This window comes from Microbacterium sp. Y355 (assembly GCF_059445345.1).
This window is the reverse complement of record NZ_JCAIUD010000001.1, coordinates 916,257-936,456: the sequence shown is the minus strand read 5'-3', so window position 1 is coordinate 936,456 and position 20,200 is coordinate 916,257. Positions and strand designations below refer to the sequence as shown.

At 63.8% G+C, this 20,200-nt stretch carries 17 protein-coding genes; 13 read left to right on the top strand and 4 right to left on the bottom strand.

Going from position 1 to position 20,200, the window contains the following annotated elements; translation table 11 throughout:
• Positions 1 to 18: 18 nt before the first annotated feature.
• Positions 19 to 741 (top strand): alpha/beta hydrolase, encoded by a 723-nt coding sequence (locus AC1C2O_RS04680; protein WP_495429283.1) that lies wholly within the window; start codon positions 19 to 21, stop codon positions 739 to 741.
• A gap of 24 nt (positions 742 to 765) precedes the next feature.
• On the opposite strand, the gene AC1C2O_RS04675 is transcribed toward AC1C2O_RS04680, so the two are convergent.
• A complete protein-coding gene (locus tag AC1C2O_RS04675; protein ID WP_495429282.1) occupies positions 766 to 1,254 on the bottom strand; it encodes an NUDIX domain-containing protein in 489 nt (162 codons plus the stop codon).
• 65 nt (positions 1,255 to 1,319) lie between these two features.
• Entirely contained in the window at positions 1,320 to 2,744 is a 1,425-nt protein-coding gene (locus AC1C2O_RS04670) for an RNB domain-containing ribonuclease (RefSeq protein WP_495429281.1), read from the bottom strand.
• Between the two features lie 51 nt (positions 2,745 to 2,795).
• On the opposite strand from AC1C2O_RS04670, the gene AC1C2O_RS04665 reads away from it, so the two are divergent.
• From AC1C2O_RS04665 to AC1C2O_RS04655, 3 genes are read left to right on the top strand one after another with little or no spacing between them, the layout of a single operon-like run.
• Positions 2,796 to 3,566, top strand: a complete 771-nt coding sequence (locus AC1C2O_RS04665; protein WP_495429280.1) for an isocitrate lyase/PEP mutase family protein — start codon at positions 2,796 to 2,798, stop codon at positions 3,564 to 3,566.
• A gap of 42 nt (positions 3,567 to 3,608) precedes the next feature.
• Positions 3,609 to 5,363 (top strand): proline--tRNA ligase, encoded by a 1,755-nt coding sequence (locus AC1C2O_RS04660; protein ID WP_495429279.1) that lies wholly within the window; start codon positions 3,609 to 3,611, stop codon positions 5,361 to 5,363.
• A gap of 1 nt (position 5,364) precedes the next feature.
• Positions 5,365 to 6,396: an LOG family protein gene (locus AC1C2O_RS04655; protein WP_495429278.1), complete on the top strand. Its 1,032-nt coding sequence runs from the start codon at positions 5,365 to 5,367 to the stop codon at positions 6,394 to 6,396.
• Positions 6,397 to 6,455: 59 nt separating this feature from the next.
• Here the strand turns inward: AC1C2O_RS04655 and AC1C2O_RS04650 are convergent, their stop codons facing one another.
• The gene (locus AC1C2O_RS04650; RefSeq protein WP_495429277.1) at positions 6,456 to 9,251 is read right to left on the bottom strand and encodes a LamG-like jellyroll fold domain-containing protein; all 2,796 of its coding nucleotides are present in this window, start codon (positions 9,249 to 9,251) and stop codon (positions 6,456 to 6,458) included.
• A gap of 257 nt (positions 9,252 to 9,508) precedes the next feature.
• Here AC1C2O_RS04650 and nusA point away from each other — a divergent pair, with 257 nt between their 5' ends.
• From nusA to AC1C2O_RS04625, 5 genes are all read left to right on the top strand, one after another.
• Positions 9,509 to 10,492 (top strand): transcription termination factor NusA, encoded by a 984-nt coding sequence (nusA, locus tag AC1C2O_RS04645; RefSeq protein ID WP_495429276.1) that lies wholly within the window; start codon positions 9,509 to 9,511, stop codon positions 10,490 to 10,492.
• A 41-nt stretch (positions 10,493 to 10,533) separates the two neighbouring features.
• Positions 10,534 to 10,806: a YlxR family protein gene (locus tag AC1C2O_RS04640; protein ID WP_495429275.1), complete on the top strand. Its 273-nt coding sequence runs from the start codon at positions 10,534 to 10,536 to the stop codon at positions 10,804 to 10,806.
• 59 nt (positions 10,807 to 10,865) lie between these two features.
• Complete coding sequence (gene infB, locus AC1C2O_RS04635) at positions 10,866 to 13,652, top strand: translation initiation factor IF-2 (protein WP_495429274.1); 2,787 nt, start codon at positions 10,866 to 10,868, stop codon at positions 13,650 to 13,652.
• Positions 13,653 to 13,712: 60 nt separating this feature from the next.
• The gene (gene rbfA, locus AC1C2O_RS04630) at positions 13,713 to 14,150 is read left to right on the top strand and encodes a 30S ribosome-binding factor RbfA (RefSeq protein WP_495429273.1); all 438 of its coding nucleotides are present in this window, start codon (positions 13,713 to 13,715) and stop codon (positions 14,148 to 14,150) included.
• An 88-nt stretch (positions 14,151 to 14,238) separates the two neighbouring features.
• Positions 14,239 to 16,452, top strand: coding sequence for a helix-turn-helix transcriptional regulator (locus tag AC1C2O_RS04625; protein WP_495429272.1), 2,214 nt, complete (start codon positions 14,239 to 14,241; stop codon positions 16,450 to 16,452).
• Positions 16,453 to 16,468: 16 nt separating this feature from the next.
• Here the strand turns inward: AC1C2O_RS04625 and AC1C2O_RS04620 are convergent, their stop codons facing one another.
• Positions 16,469 to 17,368 carry an HhH-GPD family protein gene (locus AC1C2O_RS04620; RefSeq protein ID WP_495429271.1) on the bottom strand — a complete coding sequence of 300 codons (900 nt, stop codon included), beginning with the start codon at positions 17,366 to 17,368 and terminating at the stop codon, positions 16,469 to 16,471.
• A gap of 115 nt (positions 17,369 to 17,483) precedes the next feature.
• Between AC1C2O_RS04620 and truB the strand changes: the two genes are divergently transcribed.
• From truB to AC1C2O_RS04600, 4 genes are read left to right on the top strand one after another with little or no spacing between them, the layout of a single operon-like run.
• Positions 17,484 to 18,377: a tRNA pseudouridine(55) synthase TruB gene (gene truB / locus AC1C2O_RS04615; RefSeq protein ID WP_495429270.1), complete on the top strand. Its 894-nt coding sequence runs from the start codon at positions 17,484 to 17,486 to the stop codon at positions 18,375 to 18,377.
• Positions 18,374 to 18,742: a hypothetical protein gene (locus AC1C2O_RS04610; RefSeq protein ID WP_495429269.1), complete on the top strand. Its 369-nt coding sequence runs from the start codon at positions 18,374 to 18,376 to the stop codon at positions 18,740 to 18,742. Before truB ends, AC1C2O_RS04610 begins: the two co-directional genes overlap by 4 nt.
• A 45-nt stretch (positions 18,743 to 18,787) precedes the next feature.
• Positions 18,788 to 19,207 carry a hypothetical protein gene (locus AC1C2O_RS04605; RefSeq protein WP_495429268.1) on the top strand — a complete coding sequence of 140 codons (420 nt, stop codon included), beginning with the start codon at positions 18,788 to 18,790 and terminating at the stop codon, positions 19,205 to 19,207.
• Positions 19,204 to 20,160 carry a bifunctional riboflavin kinase/FAD synthetase gene (locus tag AC1C2O_RS04600; protein WP_495429267.1) on the top strand — a complete coding sequence of 319 codons (957 nt, stop codon included), beginning with the start codon at positions 19,204 to 19,206 and terminating at the stop codon, positions 20,158 to 20,160. The genes AC1C2O_RS04605 and AC1C2O_RS04600 overlap by 4 nt, the downstream gene beginning before the upstream one ends.
• The last annotated feature ends 40 nt before the right edge of the window (positions 20,161 to 20,200 follow it).

Below are 20,200 nucleotides of genomic sequence, written 5' to 3'. Positions count from 1 at the left end.
GTGCCTGCAACCTGACGCATGACGTTGCTCAACGCCATCAACACTGGTGCCGGTGAAAAGGTCGTGCTTCTCCTGCACGGAATGATGGGTTCGGCCGAGAGTTGGTGGCGGATCACGCCGGTGCTCGCCAATCGCGGGTATCGGGTGCTCGCGCTCGATCTTCCCGGACACGGGCTGTCGGACCGCGACCCAGAATCCTCAGTGGATTCCGCCGCCGATGCTGTGATCGACACGGTGCGGGCGCTGGCTCCGGATCGGCAGCTCGCAGCGATCGGGCATTCGTACGGCGGGACGGTCCTCGCCGCAGCCGCGGCGCGGATCCCGCTCGAACTCGCGGTGTACGTCGACACGGCGTGCTCGTTCCAAGGAGGGCAAGATCGGGCTGCGCTGATCGCCCAGTATGAAGCGGATCGGCAGCGCCGTCGAGATGTCGCCTGGCTGCGGGAGTCCCGGCCTTTTTACAGCGAGGCCGACGCGATCGTCGAGGCGAGAGCAGCCGACCGGTTCGACCCGGCGACGGCGGCATCGATCTCCTGCGGGGCAGATGTGGATTGGACGCCGCGCGCAGGTTCGATCGTCGTTCGCTCCGACCCGAGCAATTTCGTCAGCGCCGAAGACGAGGATCGCCTGCAATCTCGCGGCGTCGATGTGCGAAGGGTTCCCGGTGCTGCGCACACGATTTGGTACAGCCACTTCGAGGAGTTCGTTTCCTCGATTCCGGAGTTGTTCGGCGAGCGGTAGGGAAGCCGGCTCGGTCGTCCGAGACTAGGACCGTCGATGCCCATCGAGCGGTTTCGCGGGCGTTGCCGCCTCGAGGATGACACGGTCGATCGATTCATGCCGGGGCAGCGCAGCGATCTCGTCCGCGCGCATCCAATCGATCTCAATCAACTCCTCGACGTCGAGCCGGAGTTCTGCCACGCGCGGAAGCGAGCATTCGTAAGCCACCGTCATATACGAAACCCGGTCGCCGTTCGGATAGGTATTCACCAACTCCGGACCGCCATACGCGCCGATGATCCGTTCTATGACCGGGCGGATGCCCAGCTCTTCAAATACTTCGCGTTTGACGGCATCCGCAGGATCCTCGCCGGGTTCCACTCCGCCGCCGATCAGGCTCCACAGTTCGGAATCACGCTGACGCGCGATCAAGAATTGGTCACCGTCTCGGATCACGGCTGTCACGGCAGGCAATAGGAGCAGATCGTGTCCCACGCGCTCGCGAAGGGCTTTCACATACGGGGACAGTGGCATGAACCGAGCCTACGGGGCGGTCGGATTCGACTCGGCATCGCTCAGCCGTCCGCCGTGCCCGCCACTCATGCGGTTGCGAACTCCAGTTCACCGCGCGCGATGTCGGCACGCACCAAACGCAGCGACACGGTCGCCCCCGGCTTCGCTCCGGCCGGCACGGGAGCGGATGCCGTCACCGCAGGCTCGGCGATCTGAACCTCCGCGCGTTCGCCGCCATTGCGCAGTTCGATCACCGTGGCCTCGATCGTTGACCCCACTAGCGGAACCATGAGAGCCGCCTCTACATGGTTGATCGTGTCGGAACTCAGCCTCGAGGCACGTTGACCCGACTCCTGCATGAGGTTTGGCAACTCCGAGAGGGACTCGCGCGCCCATGCCGGCACCTCTGCGCCTCGAGAAGCCGCAAGACAGATCGCCAGCGACCACCGATCCACCAGTCGGCGCAGGGGAGCTGTGGCGTGCGCGTACGGTGCCGCGATCGCGGCCTGTTCGATATCTGCCGGCACCGAGCCGTCGAATGTCACGTATCCTGCACCGCGAAATAGCGACGCGGCCGCTTCGAGCACAGGGAGAGTCATCGGATCCGCGCGGTCGAGCGTGCGCAAATATGCTCCGTACTTTCCGGTCTTCCACGGGCGGCCGAGTGCTTCGGTTTGCCGGCGGAACGCGTTGAATGCCGTTTCGTCCGGCTCAGGCATCGTGCGCAGTACACCGACCTTTGCTTCGACCATGAGTGATGCTGCGGCCATCCCGGTCATCAGAGACAACTGCGCGTTCCAATCCTCGATGGGCAGCGGATGCCGGCGCTCGATGCTGTACGTGCCGTCCTCATGCTGCACGACCTCCTCGCCTGGCAGGTTCAGACTCGCTCCGCCGCGCTGAGCCTCAAGTTCTTGGCGCAATCCGCCGATTACCGGCAGCAGAGACAGCGGCAATTCTTCGCCGTTATCGATCGACCTCTGCGCCGTGACGTATTCCAGTTGCGCGCGTGAGCGAATCAACGCACGTTCGAGGCGGAACTCCGACACGACTCCGGCGTCATCCAGGTCGAAGGTCCAGACCAGGGCCGGACGGTCCTGGTCTGCCAGTAGAGACGCGTGATCTTCGCTCAGAATGCGGGGATGCAACGGGATGGACCCGTCTGCCGCATACAGAGTCTGACCGCGTTGACGCGCTGCTGCATCCAAAGCGCCGCCGGGTCTGACGAACCCAGGAACGTCCGCGATTGCGTAGCGGACTTCGAAACCTGAGCCGCTCTTGGCGAGATACAAAGCCTGATCCAAATCGCGGGACCCTTCAGGGTCAAGCGTGATGAACGGGATGTCTCGCAGATCGAGATCAGAAGCAGGCGCGACTGCGGCTTCGGCTTCGGCTATTGCTTCCGCAGAGAAATCCACGGGTACTTCCAGCTTCTCCCGCAGCTTTGTGAGCGCTGAAGCAAGCTCACTCTGCGCTGCGGATGGTGCGATATGTGATCGACGCTGAGGCATGACTTCACCCTAAGCCGCCCATCCGCACGCGGTCGGTATTAGCGTGGACTTATGACCATTGCAGAGAAGGCTCAGACCCTCGTCGGACTCCACGAAGCACCGGAGATTCTCCGTCTAGTAAATGTCTGGGATGCCGTCTCGGCGAAGGCGATTGCAGCCCTCCCCGAGACCAAGGCCCTCGCCACCGCGGGCCATTCGATTGCCGCCACCTTCGGCTACGCTGACGGCACGATCCCGCGTGATCTCATGCTTGATATGGTCTCGCGCATCGCCGCAGCTACAGACCTGCCGGTGAGCGCTGACCTCGATGATGGCTACGACGACGCGGGGGAGACCACGCGCCTCGCGATCGCCGCTGGCGCAGTCGGCGCGAACATCGAAGACCGCCTGAAGCCCCTTGCCGAGTCGGTCGCGAACGTCGAGGCAATCGTGAAGGCGGGCGAGGCAGAAGGGGTCAACTTCGTACTGAACGCTCGCACAGACGCCTTCGTGCGCGCCGGTGATCGGCCGCTCGAAGCGAGCATCGCGGATGCCATCGAGCGCGGCCGAGCGTATCTCGCGGCCGGAGCGACGACCATCTTCGTGCCAGGCATCCTGAATGCTGATGTCACTCGCCAGCTCGTCGAGGGCATCGGCGAACGCAAGATCAGTGTCATCGGGCTTCCAGGTGCGCTGACCGCCGCCGAATATGAGGCGCTCGGAGTCGCTCGAATCTCCTACGGCCCCACAACGCAGCGCGTTGCACTCACAGCGTTGCAGGATCTCGCTACGAGCCTGTACGCCGACGGCGTCATCCCGGAGGGAACGCGCGCGCTGAACTGAATCGTCCGAGAACGAGTGACCTCGGGTCACTAGACTTGACCCGTGGTCACTCGTCTCTCGAAATTCTTCCTCCGTACGCTCCGTGAAGACCCCGCCGAGGCGGAGGTTACGGGTCACAAGTTGCTGATCCGCGCTGGATATATCCGGCGTCAGGCTGCAGGCATCTTCGCCTGGCTCCCGCTGGGTCTGAAGGTCAAAGCAAAGATCGAGACCGTCGTCCGCGAGGAGATGGCGAACGCAGGCGCGCAGGAAGTCCACTTCCCGGCTCTCATGCCGCGCGACCCCTACCAGGCGACGGGACGCTGGGATGAGTACGGCGATCTGCTGTTCCGTCTGCAGGACCGCAAGGGTGGCGACTACCTTCTCGCCCCCACCCACGAGGAGGCGTTCACGCTTCTCGTGAAAGACCTGTACTCCTCGTACAAAGACCTGCCGTTGACGCTCTTCCAGATCCAGGATAAGTACCGCGATGAGGCTCGGCCCCGCGCGGGCCTGCTGCGCGGTCGCGAGTTCACGATGAAGGATGCCTACTCGTTCGACGCGTCCGACGCAGGACTTGAGATCAGCTACCAGGCGCAGCGTGATGCCTATGAGCGCATCTTCCAGCGTCTCGGCCTGGAGTACGTCATCGTGCAGGCGGATGCAGGAGCCATGGGCGGCTCGCGCAGCGAGGAATTCCTTCACCCGACGCCCGTTGGCGAAGACACGTTCGTGCGCAGCGACGGCGGCTATGCCGCGAACGTCGAGGCATTCACCACGGCTATTCCCGATGCGGTCTCGTTCGACGACGCCTCAGAGGCGACGATCTTCGACTCTCCGAACACCCCAACGATCGAGACGCTCGTCGCGCACTCGAACGCGGTACTCGACGGCGAATACACGGCCGCTGACACGCTCAAGAACGTCGTCCTCGCGCTCACTCACCTGGATGGGACTCGTGAGCTCGTAATCGTCGGAATCCCCGGCGACCGTGAGGTTGACGAGAAGCGTGCAGAGGTCGCCTTCGCACCGGCGGAGGTCTCCACCGCGAACGAGGACGACTTCGAGAACAACCCCCTACTCGTCAAGGGCTACATCGGACCCTGGTCGCCTACCGGCGCCGTGCTCGGCGAGGAATCTGCAACCGGCATCCGCTACCTCGTCGACCCACGCGTCTCTGAGGGCACCCGCTGGATCACCGGCGCCAACATCGATCAGAAGCACGCACACACCGTCATCGCCGGTCGCGACTTCGAGGCCGACGGCATCGTCGAGATCGCGAACGTCCGCGCCGGTGACCCCGCTCCTGATGGTTCCGGACCTGTGACGTTGGCACGCGGCATGGAGATCGGTCACGTTTTCCAGCTCGGCCGCAAATACGCCGAGGCGCTGGGACTCAAGGTTCTCAACGAGAACGGCAAGCTCGTCACCGTCACGATGGGCTCCTACGGCATCGGTGTCACCCGCATCCTCGCGATCATCGCCGAGCTCAACAACGACGACAAGGGCCTCATCTGGCCTGCATCCGTCGCGCCCTTCGACGTGCACGTTGTCGCAGCCGGCCGCGATCAGATCGCGTACGAGGTTGCCGAGCAGGCATCCGCGCAGCTCGAGGCCGCAGGTCTTGACGTGCTCTACGACGATCGTCCGAAGGTGTCGCCCGGCGTGAAGTTCGGCGACGCCGAGCTTGTCGGCGTCCCCCGCGTACTCGTTATCGGCCGCGGTGCAGCCGAAGGGCAGGTCGAGCTCTGGGACCGCCGCACGGGGGAACGCGACGCGCTCTCACTGGACGACGCCATCGAACGACTCAGCCGCTGATATGACCGCCCCGCAGCCCGACGAGCTCACCGCCGCAGTCGATAAGATCATGGCCGAGTCCGCGATCACCACCAACCGCGCGCTAATCCGCCGAATGCTGAGTACCAGCATCCTGCTCGGCCAAGAAAACACCGACCGACTCGATCTGAAGATCGCATCGGCGGCGCTCGTCGAGATGCGTGATGCGTTCCGGTTGTTCCGCCCTTATGCAGATGTGCCGAAGGTGACCGTCTTCGGCTCTGCCCGCACCAGGCAGGACGACCCGCTTTACGTGCAGGCGCGGTCGGTCGCATCGGTACTCGCCGAACGCGGCTGGATGGTTGTCACTGGCGCGGGCCCTGGCATCATGCAAGCAGCAGCCGAAGGCGCGGGGGAGCAGATGGCGCTCGGCGTCTCGATCAAGCTGCCATTCGAAGAGAAGCCGAATGCCGTGATTGCGGACGACACGCACTCGGTGGAGATGAAGTACTTCTTCACCCGCAAACTCATGCTCGTCAAGGAGTCGACCGGCTTCATCTGCCTCCCTGGCGGCTTCGGCACAATGGACGAGATGTTCGAGCTGCTGACTCTCCAGCAGACCGGCAAGGCCGAGCCCATGCCGATCGTGCTGCTGGATGAGCCCGGAGGCACGTTCTGGAAGGGCCTGGAGCGCTTCATCTCGGAGAGTCTGATTCCGGCAGGAGTCATCTCCGCCGATGATTTCGACCGTGTGCTCGTCACTGACTCCGCAGAAGCCGCGGTCGCCGAGATCACCGAATTTTGGCGCAACTACGACTCACTGCGATGGATCGACGACGTGCTCGTACTGCGTCTGAAGCACACACCAACCAGCGCTGAGGTCGAGAGCCTCAACGCCGAGTTCGCACCGCTGTTGGCTGAGGGGCGCATCGAATCCACCGACGCGCTTCCCATCGAGATCGTGGACAAGGACCGTGTCGATCTGCCGCGGCTGCGTCTGCGTCTGCGTCAGCGAGAGGTCGGCGGCCTCTACCGGCTCATCGACGCGATCAACGCGCTCGGTTCCGCGCGCTGAAACGCACAGCACAAGACCGGCGCCGCAGTCGCGACGCCGGTCTTGTGCTGTTCATCAGATCAGCTGCGTGCGCGGCGCCGGGATCGGAACGCCATTAGCCCACCTCCAGCGAGAAGTGCACTCGCCAACGCCAGCAGCGACAGCCAGACGGATTGCTGCAGCCCGGTGGCGGGCAGCGAGCCTTCCGCTTCGCCGTCCGAGCCTGTGCCCGGATCCGAGCCTGGCCCAGTTCCGGGCTGTTCCTGGCCTGGCTGCTCCTGGGCTGGCTGCTCGTTGCCTGGCTGTTCCTCACCTGGCTGCTCTTCGCCTGGCTGCGCGTCGCTTGGCTGTTCCTCGCCTGGCTGTTCCTCGCCTGGTTGCTCTTCGCCTGGCTGCTCATTGCCTGGTTGCTCTTCGCCTGGTTGCTCTTCGCCTGGCTGCTCCTCGCTTGGGTGTTCCTCGCCTGGCTGCTCGTTGCCTGGCTGTTCCTCGCCTGGCTGCTCGTTGCCTGGCTCTTCCTCGCCTGGCTCTTCCTCAACGGGCGGTTCCGGTTCGACTGGTGCTGCGGCGATCTCGAAGGAAAACGAGACCGAACCGCTCATGCGCGCGCCGAGCGCCTGGGCGACTCGGGCGTCGTGCGTTCCGGCGGTTAGGTCCGAGAGAGTGAACGTCCACGTGCCATCCGCGCCCACTGTTGTAACAGGCGAAGATGGTGGTTCAGCCGCAGCGGATACGGTGCGGGCAATCGCGGTCGATGTCGAGACGTGGACGTCGGCGCCAGGGAACCCTGTTCCACTGAGCTCCAAAGAATCGGTGCCGGCCGGCAGGATGCCGGTGGGGAGTGAAGCGATCCCCAACCCGCTCAGGTCAGCGCGCTGCGTCAGCCACTCATCTGGCGTTGTCGCCCGATCGATGATGCGCGTCTCGCCGATGCATCCGTGCCAGCCGTTGCGTGCGGAGTCATCGACCCAATCAGAGCCGAGAATCCAAGGCATCCCTTCATTCCAGGTCATCCCGACTGTGTCTACGGCGTTGCGCAGTACGGGTGCGCCGTCGACGTACATGGTCGTGGACTTCGACTCAGGGTCATTCACGATCGCGACGTGCGACCAGCTGTCGGTCATGATCTCGCCCGACCAGTTGACACGGTCGCCCTTTGCCGCATTCTCGGAGAGGCTGGAGTACTGAAACTCGCGCAGATTCGAGATGCCGAGCGCCGTCGGCGAGGCGGTGTAGTCCCAGGGGCTCTGTGGCATGTCGGTCTGGGACCGATTGCCGGTGCGCACGAGCGCCTTGGACCAGCCATTCTGTGAGGCGTCCCAGTCGACGTCCATTTTCACGAAGGTCTCGAGGGTGTATCCGTCGCTGAGGTCGGCGTCGTTGATCGAGGCATCCGCTGCGGTGGTCAGGTAGCTGTACCGCGCACCGGAGGAATCTGCGAAGCAGACTGCTGCGCCATCGGATGAGAACCCGTGCACGTCTGTGCTTTCTATGGTCACGTCCGACCATTCGGCGCCGACGGCGTTGGTCTCGGATGGGTCAACCCGCCGCAGGTCGTTGTCGCCCGCAATGTCGGGAACGACTGTGTCAGCGTCGACGATGCCGTCGAGTCCGTTGAAGCGCCAGTGCGCGACCGTGCCGGGAACCTCGGAAAAGTCGAGCTCGTTGCCAGGATGCGCCGTGTCGATGGGATCCGGGCCTTCGAAACCGTCCAGAAGAATATCGCGGGCACGCTGCGTCAATGACGGCTCATCGGGCGTGATTCCTACGCCGAAATCGGGGCTGAATCCGGCGAACCGCTCCGCGAAGTCGATGTCGATGGTGTACTGCTGCTGCGCACCTTCGAGGAACGGCTGGTCGTAACTGGTCAGTGTCTCCCGCGGCTTGGCGACGACCCACGGCGAAGCCGTCTGCGCGTTGATCTGGCCGTTGGTCAGATCGAATTCGAGCAAGCCGAGGTATCCGTTGCCGCCTTCGAACGCCATCTGGTAGTCGATGAGCACCTCATGGACCTCGTTGCCGAAGTTGTTGACCTTGGCCAGTCGAGTGGCGCCGTGGAAGTGCCCATTGAAGGTGAGGAAGATCTGGTCGTTGTCAGCGATGAGCTTGTCCCACAGCATCAGGCCGTACTCCGTCTCGCGGGGACTTTCGCCATCGGCGTCGATGTTGAGCACCTCGTGGCTGGTGAGGATCACCGGCAGAGTCGGATGCTCCGCCATCACCGAGTCCGCCCATGCCAGCGTTGTGTCAGAGACGCGCCAAGGGAGGGTGAGGACCATGAACTGCTGTCCTTCCGCCTCGAAGATGTGGTAGCGACTCAACCCAGTGGGGTCGCTACCCCGGTATGAAGGATCGGACGCGGCGCGGTCGGTTCCGAACCATTTCAGAAACGGCTCAGCGGACAGGTCGTAGTCGGTATCGACGAGAGAAGAGCTGCTGTTGAGCACGTCATGATTGCCGGTGAGGATCGAGTAGGGCTGTCCGGCATCGTCAAGGTTCTGCATCGCGCGGTCCGCGGCCTGCCATTCTGCGTCCACAGTCGCGCGGTCGACGACGTCGCCGACGTGGGCTGTGAATGGGATGTGGAGCGTATCTGCGTTGTCTGCGATCCACTGTGTCTGCGTGCTGAACGGATCCGTGCCGTATCGAGGCTGGAACTGATCCGCTGAGTACCGCGAATAGAACTGCGTATCGGGTAGGACGGCGAATGTGAAACGTGACGCCAGGTCGGCGCCATCTTCGACCGACGACTGTGCCGAGGCAGGTAGGGCTGAGGTGACGAGCAGGCTTGTGGCGAGGCCGACTGTAAGAGCGCCGGCTGTACATCGAGCCAGTAGCCGGGCGCGACGTGTGGAACGAGAATGGGGGGATCGCAAAAGGTAATCCTTCGGATGGGGGGATGAGAAAAGACGGCGATCGGTCTCTACAGGTCCGTGATCGCCTAGGTGCCCCGGCCACCATCGCGTGCTGAGGTTGCCGACTGGTGGCCATCGAGTCGACATTGGGTGCACATCGGCGGCCAACGAGATGTGCGTGTCCTGCCGCACACGGACGCCAGCGCTGAAGAGCGGGTATCGTAGTACGGTGCCGCGCGTGCAGGATGCTGCGGCGAGAGCTGAATATGGAGGCCGTTATGGACATCGAACTGGGGCTGCTGCGCGGTATCGAAAAGGAAAAGGCAATTCCTTTCAACGAACTAGTCGCGATCATTGAGCAGGCCGTTCTCACGGCTTACGGAAAGCACGTGTCTGAAGACGGTGCCATCCCCGCTGGCGTTCGCGTCGAGCTCGACCGCAAGTCGGGACACGTTTCCATTCTTCAGCCGGTCACCGACGAAGAGGGCGCCATCATCGGCGAAGAAGATGCCACGCCGGACGACTTCGGCCGCATCGCTGCCTTCGCAGCCAAGCAGGTCATCAGTCAGCGACTCCGCGACATCGCCGATGACGTTGTGCTCGGTGATTTCAAGGACAAGGAAGGCGACATCGTCGCCGGCGTGATCCAGCAGGGCCCGAACCCGCGCATGATCCACGTCGATCTCGGCAGCGTCGAGGCAATTCTTCCTCCTGAGGAGCAGGTACCTGGCGAAGACTATGCACACGGCTCCCGCCTGCGTGTATACGTCACCGCTGTTTCCAAGGGGCTCAAGGGCCCGCAGATCACCGTGTCCCGCACTCACCCTGGCCTCGTGCGAAAGCTCTTTGCTTTAGAGGTGCCCGAGATCGCGGCCGGTTTGGTCGAGATTGTCGCACTCGCCCGTGAAGCAGGTCACCGCACGAAGATCGCGGTGAAGGCCAACGATCCGTCGATCAATGCCAAGGGCGCCTGCATCGGTGAGCTCGGTCGTCGCGTGCGCGCCGTCACCGAGGAACTCGCAGGGGAGAAGATCGACATCGTCGATTACGACGAGGATCTTTCGACGTTCGTGGCTCATGCGCTTTCGCCCGCGAAGGTCACGAGCGCCTTCGTTCTGGATGCGAACACCAAGGCAGTGCGTGCGCTGGTGCCGGACTACCAGTTGTCGCTCGCGATCGGCAAGGAAGGTCAGAACGCCCGACTTGCGGCCAAACTGACCGGTGCGAAGATCGACATTCAGCCCGACAGCATCCTCGACTGACCGGAAGGTCGCGGAGTTGTCACCCGGCGGCACGGTGTAAGATGGATCCAGTACGAACATGCGTTGGTTGTCGCGTGCGTGCTTCCCGCTCCGCTCTACTCAGAGTGGTGGCTCAGGGCGACGTTCTCATCATTGATGAGGGTGCCGTGCTGCCAGGGAGGGGCGCGTGGCTGCATCCGACGCAGGAATGCATGACAGCTGCACTGCGGCGTCGTGCTTTCGCACGAGCACTCCGTGTGTCCACATCTCTGGATACGCAGACCATCGAGAAACGGCTAAATGGCTATGGAATCAAAGTGAACGGCTCGAAATGAGACCCGTCCGCAACTAGTGGTCTGCCCTGTCTGGGTAGACCAACCCAGACAGGAGAATTGTGGCTGCCAAACCACGCGTACACGAGATTGCCGCCGAACTCGGCGTCGACAGCAAGTTCGCACTTGCAAAGCTGAAGGAAATCGGCGAATTCGTCAAGAGCCCTTCATCAACCATCGAGCCTCCAGTGGCTCGCAAGCTTCGCGCGGCCATCGAGGCCGACAGCGCTGCCAAGCCCAAGGCTGAAGTCAAGCCGTCGGCTGACAAGCCCGCAGCTGACAAGTCGGCGACGGACAAGCCCGCAACGGCCAAGCCTGCAGGGGCCAAGCCTGGCCCCAAGGCGCCGACTCCCGGGCCCAAGCCGGGTCCGAAGCCAGCTCCGGAGCCTGCACCGGCGGCACCTGCCCCCGAGGCAGCCCCCGCTGCTCCCGCAGCTACTCCCACCGAGCCTTCTGCAGAGAAGCCCGCTGAGTCTGCTGCACCGTCTGCCGAAAAGGGCGCTCCGACGCCCGGCGCACCGCGCCCCGGCAACAACCCCTTCTCCTCCTCGCAGGGCATGGGCCAGCGCCCAGCGGGTCCGCGTCCGGGTAACAACCCGTTCGCATCCGCTCAGGGCATGGGCCAGCGTCCGACGCCCGGCAACATTCCTCGCCCGCAGGCGCCGCGACCCGGCGCACCTCGTCCTGGCGCTCCGCGACCGGGCGCACCTCGTCCCGGCGCTCCGCGCGGCGGTCAGGGTGGTCGCCCCGGTGGTGCACCGTTCCAGCAGCGTCCAGGCGGCCCCGGCCGTCCCGGCGGTGCCGGTCCCGGTGCCGGTGGTGCACCCGGTGCACGCCCAGGTGGTGGCTTCGCAGGTCGCCCCGGTGGCGGCGGTGGCCGCGGTCGTGGACCTGGCGGTGGCACCGCAGGTGCCTTCGGTAAGGGTGGCGGCAAGTCCAAGCAGCGCAAGTCGCGTAGGGCGAAGCGGCAGGAATTTGAAATGCGGTCGGCTCCGATCGTTGGTGGCGTCAATGTCACCCGCGGTAACGGAGAGATCATCCGGATGCGTCGCGGCGCATCGATCGCCGACTTCGCGGACAAGATCGAGACGCTGACCGGCTATACAGTGCAGCCGGGCACCCTGGTCACGATTCTCTTCAACCTCGGCGAGATGGCAACGGCCACCGAGTCGCTGGATGAAGCGACCTTCGAGGTTCTCGGTGTCGAGCTGGGCTACAAAATCCAGATGGTTTCGCCAGAGGATGAGGACAAGGAGCTCCTCGAGGGCTTCGGTCTTGACCTCGATCGCGAACTGGGCGAGGAAAGCGACGACGATCTTGAGATTCGTCCGCCGGTCGTCACCGTCATGGGTCACGTCGACCACGGTAAGACGCGCCTCCTCGACGCGATCCGCAAGACCAACGTCATCGACGGTGAAGCCGGAGGCATCACCCAGCACATCGGTGCCTACCAGGTCTGGACCGAGCACGAGGGCAACGAGCGCGCCATCACCTTCATCGACACACCGGGTCACGAGGCGTTCACCGCCATGCGTGCCCGTGGTGCACAGGTCACCGACCTTGCGATCCTGGTGGTCGCAGCCGATGACGGCATCATGCCGCAGACGGTTGAGGCGTTGAACCACGCGCAGGCGGCCGGCGTTCCGATCGTCGTCGCAGTGAACAAGGTCGACAAGCCCGATGCCAACCCGGCCAAGGTTCGTCAGCAGCTCACCGAATACGGTCTCGTCGCAGAAGAGTATGGCGGAGACGTCATGTTCATCGATGTCTCGGCACGTGCGAACACCGGCATCCAGGAGCTTTTGGACGCTGTGCTGCTCGTAGCGGACGCGGGTCTCGACTTGACCGCCAACCCGAACAAGGCTGCCCGTGGTGTCGCCATCGAGGCGAAGCTCGACAAGGGCCGCGGTTCGATCGCGACGGTGCTCATTCAGTCCGGAACGCTGCGCATCGGCGACTCGATCGTGGCAGGCACGGCTTATGGCCGCGTCCGCGCCATGCTCGATGAGAACGGCGATGCTGTCGAAGAGGCATACCCGTCTCGTCCGGTGCAGGTGCAGGGTCTGAACTCTGTGCCGCGCGCCGGCGACGTCTTCATCGTCACCGAGGAAGACCGCATGGCCCGCCAGATCGCTGAGAAGCGTGAAGCCGTACAGCGCAATGCTCTGCTGGCCAAGGCCCGCAAGCGCATCTCGCTCGAAGACTTCACCCGTGCTCTCGAAGAGGGCAAGGTCGAGACGCTCAACCTCATCATCAAGGGTGACGTCTCCGGTGCCGTTGAGGCGCTGGAAGAGTCGCTGCTCAAGATCGAGGTCGACGACTCCGTGCAGCTGCGCATCATTCACCGCGGCGTCGGTGCGATCACCGAGTCGGATGTGAACCTGGCCACGATCGACAACGCGATCATCGTCGGATTCAACGTCCGCCCTGACGCCAAGGCCCGTGAGGCTTCGGCACGTGAGGGTGTGGATGTCCGGTTCTACTCGGTCATCTACGCGGCGATCGACGAGATCGAGGGCTCCCTCAAGGGCATGCTCAAGCCGGAGTTCGAAGAGGTCAAGTCTGGTGTGGCCGAGATCCGCGAGGTGTTCCGCTCCTCGAAGATCGGCAACATCGCGGGTGTTATCGTCCGCTCGGGCACGATCACGCGAAACGCCAAGGCTCGTGTCATTCGCGATGGTGTCGTCGTCGCAGATGGCCTGGCCATCGAGTCGCTGCGCCGCTTCAAGGATGACGTCACCGAGGTCCGCACGGACTTCGAGGCCGGCATCGGACTCGGCAAGTTCAACGACATCCAGGTCGGCGACGAGATCGAGACCACAGAGTTGATCGAGAAGCCTCGCGGCTGATCTGATCGATCTATGAGGGGCGCCCGCGGGCGCCCCTCATTCGTCACAGAGGAGAAGGAAATGGCTGGAGAACGACAGGCTCGTCTGGCAGACCGCATTCGTGTCATCCTTGCGGAGCGACTCGACAAAGGTCTGCGGGATCCCCGACTCGGCTTCGTCACGATCACGGACGTCCGCGTCACGGGTGATCTGCAGAACGCGTCGGTGTTCTATACGGTGCTCGGTACCGAGGAAGAACGCATCTCCAGTGGCGCTGCGCTCGCTTCTGCGACCGGGCTGCTGCGCAGTGAGGTCGGGCGACACCTGAACACTCGCCTTGTGCCTACGCTCGAATTCATCCTGGATGCTCTCCCGGACAACGCGAGCAACATCACGGCGTTGCTGCATCAGGCGCAACAGCGCGATGCCGAAGTGGCCAAGCTCGCCGTCGGTGCAGAGCACGCGGGTGAAGCTGATCCCTACGCGCACGCCGATGACGAAGATGACGACACAAAGTAGTCGAATTCTCGCTGTCTGATACCCTGATCCCCACTGTCGGCAAGGCTGGCACTGACCTGATCACGGGTGCTCAGAGGGGAGCGGGCTTGTGTCGACTGCGGGGCAGGACGCAATACGCCTGCGGCCGACCGCCGTCGATGAACGCGAGCTCGTCGCCGAACTCACAGCCAGCCTGCTTGAGCGTGGAATCGCCACCGCACCGCATGTCGTGGCGAAGCTCGGTAGGCGGCTGAACGGCGACGCACAGACGGTGTGCGAGGTCGCGGCTGCGCTGACGTCCGCACAGCGCAGTGGACACCGGATGCTTCCGCGACCACTCCCACTCGTTCCGTCGATCTCGTTGCGGTTCGATTCGGTTCTGCTGACTCCGGAAGAGTTCTTCGTACTTCTGCTCGCAGCGCTGTGCACTGACGACCACCTCGACCTGTTGCTTGCCGCATCCGAGCGAAGCGCAGAAGACGTCATGACGGGTGAACTCGGTGCACATCTGAGCGTTGCGCGCGGACGCTTCGCATTCCTCGATTCGCGGATGCCGGTGTGGCTACGTCATACGGCTACGGCCTCAGACAGCGGTAGGGCGCACGGCCGACTGGCGACGGCGCGACTCGCACGGGGGGAGCAGATCCCTGCACAGTGGCACAGAGCGCGCGGTGCGGTTGAGCGCACACCCCAGCTTGTCCCTGATCTGATCGCGTGTGCGCGGGACCTCTCCGAGAGTGGGCACCCGGACTGGGCATTCGTCGTCGCTACGGAAGCAGCCGACCACGCCACCGATGAGCATCGCGACGAGGCGAGGCTGATCGCCGGCGCCGCGGCTGTCGGAGCGGGGTGCATCGAGGATGCCGCCGACTGGCTGGGCAGTCTGTTCCCTAGCGGCTCGCCAGAGCATCGAGTGCACGCCCTGGCGAGCCTGCTGATCGCCGAAACGGGTCTTCACGGCGTTGTTCCGGTTCTTGACCCGACTGAGCACCGCCCGCCTGTCTCAGACATTGCGCACTGGCGCGCCTGGGCGCGCACGGCCGGCATTGCGGCCGTGCTGTGCGCGGAGCGAGGCACCATCTCTGCGATGCGGTCGTGGCTCAGCGAGCTTCGTGAAGCAGATCTGCGAGCGGGCGCGAACGGTACGATCCGAGACGCGGCCGTCACGCTGTGTTGGACGCTCACCGGAGAATCGGAGAACCCGGGCTCGCCGTCGGATGGCCCATTCTCAGGCGGAATGATCAGTGCTCTACGTGCAGCACTGGACGGCGATATCGACCGAGGGCTACAACTGCTCGGCAGGGCACAGACGGGTCTGGTCCGCGAGATCGATCCGTTGATTGCCGGTTTCGAGCACAGCCCCGTCATCGACGCATACCTTGCCGTGACGGAGGTGCTGCTGCACTTCTGGCGTGGCGATGTGGCGACTGCTAGAGATCGGCTGTTCGCCGCTTCAGTGGACCTGCCCGTCGGGCTTCCATTCGCTGGACTCGGTGCGACACTTGCGCAGCGTCTTGATATCGCCGTGCTCGGCACGGCGGGGCCAATCGCTCAGTCGCTTGTGCAGACGTTGCCGGGAGGAAATCGTATCGATCGACTCATCGATACTGGACTCGAGGCGTATCTCGCAGGCAACACGGAGAGCGCTGCGATGGCGACGACTCTGTGGCATGACCGTGGCGCACCGCAGCATCCCATCGCGGTTCCTGGCCTTGACGAGATCGGTCCTGTGGTGATTGCGCGTGCGTATGCGGAACCGTGTGAGTTGGGCGAAGCCAGGGTATTGCGCCGACGCATCCGTTTGTTGCCAGAGGCAAGCTGGCGGCGCGAGTGCGCTGACATCGCCGACGCCGCGCGGCAGCTACAATCGCCATTTGCTCGCGCACGGGTCGAAGCGATGCTCGGCTCAGCAAACATCATCAGAGGGGATACGCGTGCCGGTCGGCGCTTTCTCCGCGCAGCGCGGAGTCTGTTCGAAGACGCCGGAGCTATTGCGTGGCGTGACGCCGTCGAAGAGCGATTAGGGCGGTTGAACACGCAGATCGAGGCGAATGCCCAGATCGCCACGGTACCCATTGCCATCATTCACGACGTCGACCCGCTCGAAGCCAGTCGGATGGTCTGGGCGCCGTTACTCACCGAGAGAGAACTCGAGGTGGCTATGCGGGTCGTCGAAGGATCCTCGAACCGTGAGATCGCTGACGAACTCGATGTCTCAGTACGCACGATCGAGGTGCACACAGGTCGTATCTTCGCCAAGCTCGGAGTGCGTAAGCGCGTCGAGCTCACGGTGCTCGCGCATCGCACGGGACGGCACGTCTGAACCTGCGCTGCCGTAGTCAGCGAGGCAGTCGCAGCGTGCCCTCGACCGCCTCGACGAGACCGTCCACGATCAGCGAGTCGATCGCACGGTCTCGCTGTGCAGGATCCGCCCAGTCGTGAATAACGGCATCGAAGGGGGCCGTGCTGTCGTCCGCTGCGCGCAGCGTCTTGAGTACTGCTCCGCGTGCCTGTCGATCTGATCCTTCGTATCGTGCCTGGCGACGCCGGTCGTCCCCAGTGTCAGGGCGTCCGGATGCCACCCACAGGCACTGCGCGACAATCGGACACTGCTCGCACTTCGGCGCACGGGCGGTGCACACCGTGGCCCCGAGCTCCATCATCGCGGCGTTGAAAACCGCGGATTCGGATTCGGGCGTTGGGAGCACTGCATCCATCACTGCGAGGTCGCGGCGTGCAGCCGGTCCAGGCTGAGACTTGCCGTCGAGCACACGGGCCAGCACCCGCCGAGTATTGGTGTCGACGACGGGGTGTCGATCGCCAAAGGAGAAGACCGCCACTGCTCGTGCGGTGTAGTCACCGATTCCTGACAGAGCGAGAAGTGCGTCGACATCGCGCGGCACCTTTCCGCCGTGGCGTTCGGTGATCTCGATCGCGGAGCGGTGCAGCCAGAGCGCGCGCCGCGGATACCCCAGATTTTCCCACTGCTGTACGACCTGGGCCGGTGTCGCCTGCGCCATCGCGGGCGGCGTCGGCCAGCGCTCTAGCCACGCTTCGAGATGGGGGATCACCCTGGTCACCGGAGTCTGCTGCAGCATAAACTCGCTGACGAGTGTTCCCCAGGCGCCGAAACGATCATGGAACTCAGACCGTCGCCATGGCAGATCCCGTGCGTTGGAGCCGTACCAATCTGCAAGCACCGGGGCCAGCTGCAGCGGAGATGTCGAGGTCGTGCGCACCCCGTTAGCTTATGCGGAGTATTTTATGAGGCACGCCCGGCACCCAAGCAGTCTCGGATGAGATCTTCGGCTGACCTGGCCAGGAGGCTCGAGCAACTCTCGGTAGGCTTGAGGGATGGTCTCGCCAGGCATACTTCTCGTTGACAAGCCCGGTGGGCTGACCAGTCACGACGTCGTCGCTCGAACCCGCAAAGCGTTCGGGACGCGCAAGGTCGGGCACGCAGGCACGCTCGACCCGATGGCCACGGGTCTTTTGGTGATCGGCATCGAAGGCGCGACTCGATTGCTCACGTATGTCGTCGGTGCCGACAAGACCTACTTCGCGACGATCAGACTCGGACAGGCGACCTCGACGGATGACGCCGAGGGAGAGGTCACAGAGACAGCGGATGCCGCATCCGTGAGTGCAGTGACCGACACGCAGATCGCCGACGGTATCGCGGCGCTCACCGGTGCTATCTCGCAGGTTCCCAGTGCAGTCTCGGCGATCAAGGTCGACGGGCGGCGCGCCTATGACCGAGTGCGCGCAGGCGAGCATGTCGAACTCAAGGCGCGCGAGGTCACTGTCTCACGGTTCGAGGTTCTGGAGCAGCGCGGTAACGACGGCATCCTCGATCTTGACGTCGTCGTCGACTGCTCATCCGGCACCTACATCCGCGCTCTCGCCCGTGATCTGGGGGCGGCACTCGGAGTCGGTGGACACCTCACCGCCCTGCGCCGCACGCGGATCGGCCCGTTCGACGTCGCGGAGGCCGTCGATCTGGAAGGTCTCGCCGGTGCAATGACATTGACGCCCGCCGCAGCCGCAGCGCAGATTCTGCAGCCGCTGGAAGTTTCCGCCGACGAAGCACGCGATCTCGGGCACGGGAAGCGTCTTGCTGATCAGGCATCCAGGCTCGACGGTGCGCTTGCCGCCGCGATTGATCCGGCTGGGGCGCTCGTGGGAATCGTAGAGAAGCGAGGGCGCGACCTGAAAAGCGCCATGAACATGCCGAGGGAAGCATCATGATCCTGTGGTTCACGATCATTCAGATCATCGTGGCTGTCGCTGTGGGCCTGTTCTGCGTGATTGCGGGACTTGTCGGCCGCCGCCCGAGCGACTTCACCGTCGGGGCCCTCGCGTTAGTCGAGGTGCTGCTGATCGTTCAGGTCATCGTTGCGATCGTCGCGCCATTGACCGGCAACCCTCCTGCCGGTGATCTCCTTGAATTCTGGGTCTATCTCGTCTCTGCCGTTCTCATTCCGGTCGGCGGTGCGATCTGGGCGCTGCTGGATCGTACCCGCTGGAGCACGGTGATCCTGGGCGTGGCAGCGTTCGCGATCGCGATCATGGTGTGGCGTATGGACGTCATCTGGACGGTTCAGGTCGTGTAGCTGCGGCGCTGGACTGCGCCGCGCGCGATTAGGATGGAGGATGCTATGAGCATCACCGAAACTCGCACTCGGATGACCGGCATCGGCCGTGTCCTCGTCATCGTCTATGCCGTGATGGCACTTGCTGCCACTGGACGAAGCTTCGTTCAGATCGTCCGCAAGTTCGATGAGGCACCGCTGGCGTATTCGCTTTCGACTCTCGCCGCGGTCGTCTACATCGTTGCGACGCTCGGGCTCATGTTCGCCGGCCGCCGAGGTTGGTACACGGTCGCGTGGATCGCGATCATCTTCGAGCTCGTCGGCGTGCTCGTCGTAGGAACGCTGAGCCTTGCACTGCCGGAACTTTTCCAACACGATTCCGTCTGGTCGATGTTCGGGCGCGGATACCTGTTCATTCCGCTGATTCTTCCGCTGTTCGGGATCTGGTGGCTGCGCACCCACAAGCCTGTCGAGGCGAGCGCATGATCGTCTTCCGCAGCCCCGGCGAAGTGCCGGACGACTTCGGCCCCGCAGCCGTCGCCATCGGCAAGTTCGACGGCGTGCACGCGGGGCATCGGGCAGTCATCGAAAGGCTGAAGGCTGATGCTGCGGAGTCTGGCGCGCGCGCTGTCGCCGTAACTTTCGATCGCAACCCGCTCGCTCTGCTGCGTCCTGAGCTGTGCCCGGAGAACGTGGTGACCACAGAGCGCAAGCTTGAGCTGCTCGGTGAACTCGGACTCGATGCCACACTGCTGCTCACGTTCGATCGGGAGCTCGCATCGCGTGATGCGGAAGATTTCGTGGCGGACATCCTGGTGGGCGCATTGCATGTGTCGACTGTGCTGGTGGGCAGTGATTTCCGGTTCGGGCATCGTGGAGCGGGAACACCGGATCTGCTTCGCCGACTCGGTCCGAAGTACGGCTTCACGGTCGATGTGGTCGAAGACGTCCATCTCGAAAACTCTGAGCGTCGAGTCTCCTCCAGCTGGATTCGCGAGTTGCTCGCCGAGGGCGACGTCAAGGCAGCGGGAGAAGTTCTCGAACGTCCGGTCGATGTCCGAGGCGTTGTGGTGCACGGGCTCAAGCGCGGACGGGAACTCGGCTTCCCTACGGCGAACCTCTCCGAGACCGTCGATGCGCTCGTTCCGGCCGACGGTGTCTACGCAGGCTGGCTGGTCGACCACGACACCGGCGTTCGTCATCCCGCTGCCGTGTCGGTCGGTACGAACCCGACCTTCGATGACGTGCTGATCCGACAGGTCGAGGCTCATGTGCTCGACGAGGATGCCCTCGACCTGTACGGCCATGACGTCACAGTTGAATTCACGGAGCGGCTGCGCGGCATGGTCGCCTTCAATGGCATTGATGCGCTGAAGGACCAGATGGCGGCCGACGTCGTGGCTGCACGTGCACTGCTAACAGGTGAAGTGCGAGCCTGAATGCCGCGATTCGGCGTTTTCTCGCGGGTATGACCTAAAC

Excerpts from the sequence above, each read along its gene's own strand:
- AC1C2O_RS04610 (WP_495429269.1), top strand. The coding sequence starts at position 18,374 with ATGATCCTGTGGTTCACGATCATTCAGATCATCGTGGCTGTCGCTGTG.
- truB (WP_495429270.1), top strand. The coding sequence starts at position 17,484 with ATGGTCTCGCCAGGCATACTTCTCGTTGACAAGCCCGGTGGGCTGACC.
- nusA (WP_495429276.1), top strand. The coding sequence starts at position 9,509 with ATGGACATCGAACTGGGGCTGCTGCGCGGTATCGAAAAGGAAAAGGCA.
- AC1C2O_RS04675 (WP_495429282.1), bottom strand. The coding sequence starts at position 1,254 with ATGCCACTGTCCCCGTATGTGAAAGCCCTTCGCGAGCGCGTGGGACAC.
- AC1C2O_RS04605 (WP_495429268.1), top strand. The coding sequence starts at position 18,788 with ATGAGCATCACCGAAACTCGCACTCGGATGACCGGCATCGGCCGTGTC.
- AC1C2O_RS04670 (WP_495429281.1), bottom strand. The coding sequence starts at position 2,744 with ATGCCTCAGCGTCGATCACATATCGCACCATCCGCAGCGCAGAGTGAG.
- rbfA (WP_495429273.1), top strand. The coding sequence starts at position 13,713 with ATGGCTGGAGAACGACAGGCTCGTCTGGCAGACCGCATTCGTGTCATC.
- AC1C2O_RS04600 (WP_495429267.1), top strand. The coding sequence starts at position 19,204 with ATGATCGTCTTCCGCAGCCCCGGCGAAGTGCCGGACGACTTCGGCCCC.
- AC1C2O_RS04655 (WP_495429278.1), top strand. The coding sequence starts at position 5,365 with ATGACCGCCCCGCAGCCCGACGAGCTCACCGCCGCAGTCGATAAGATC.
- AC1C2O_RS04640 (WP_495429275.1), top strand. The coding sequence starts at position 10,534 with ATGGATCCAGTACGAACATGCGTTGGTTGTCGCGTGCGTGCTTCCCGC.
- AC1C2O_RS04665 (WP_495429280.1), top strand. The coding sequence starts at position 2,796 with ATGACCATTGCAGAGAAGGCTCAGACCCTCGTCGGACTCCACGAAGCA.
- AC1C2O_RS04680 (WP_495429283.1), top strand. The coding sequence starts at position 19 with ATGACGTTGCTCAACGCCATCAACACTGGTGCCGGTGAAAAGGTCGTG.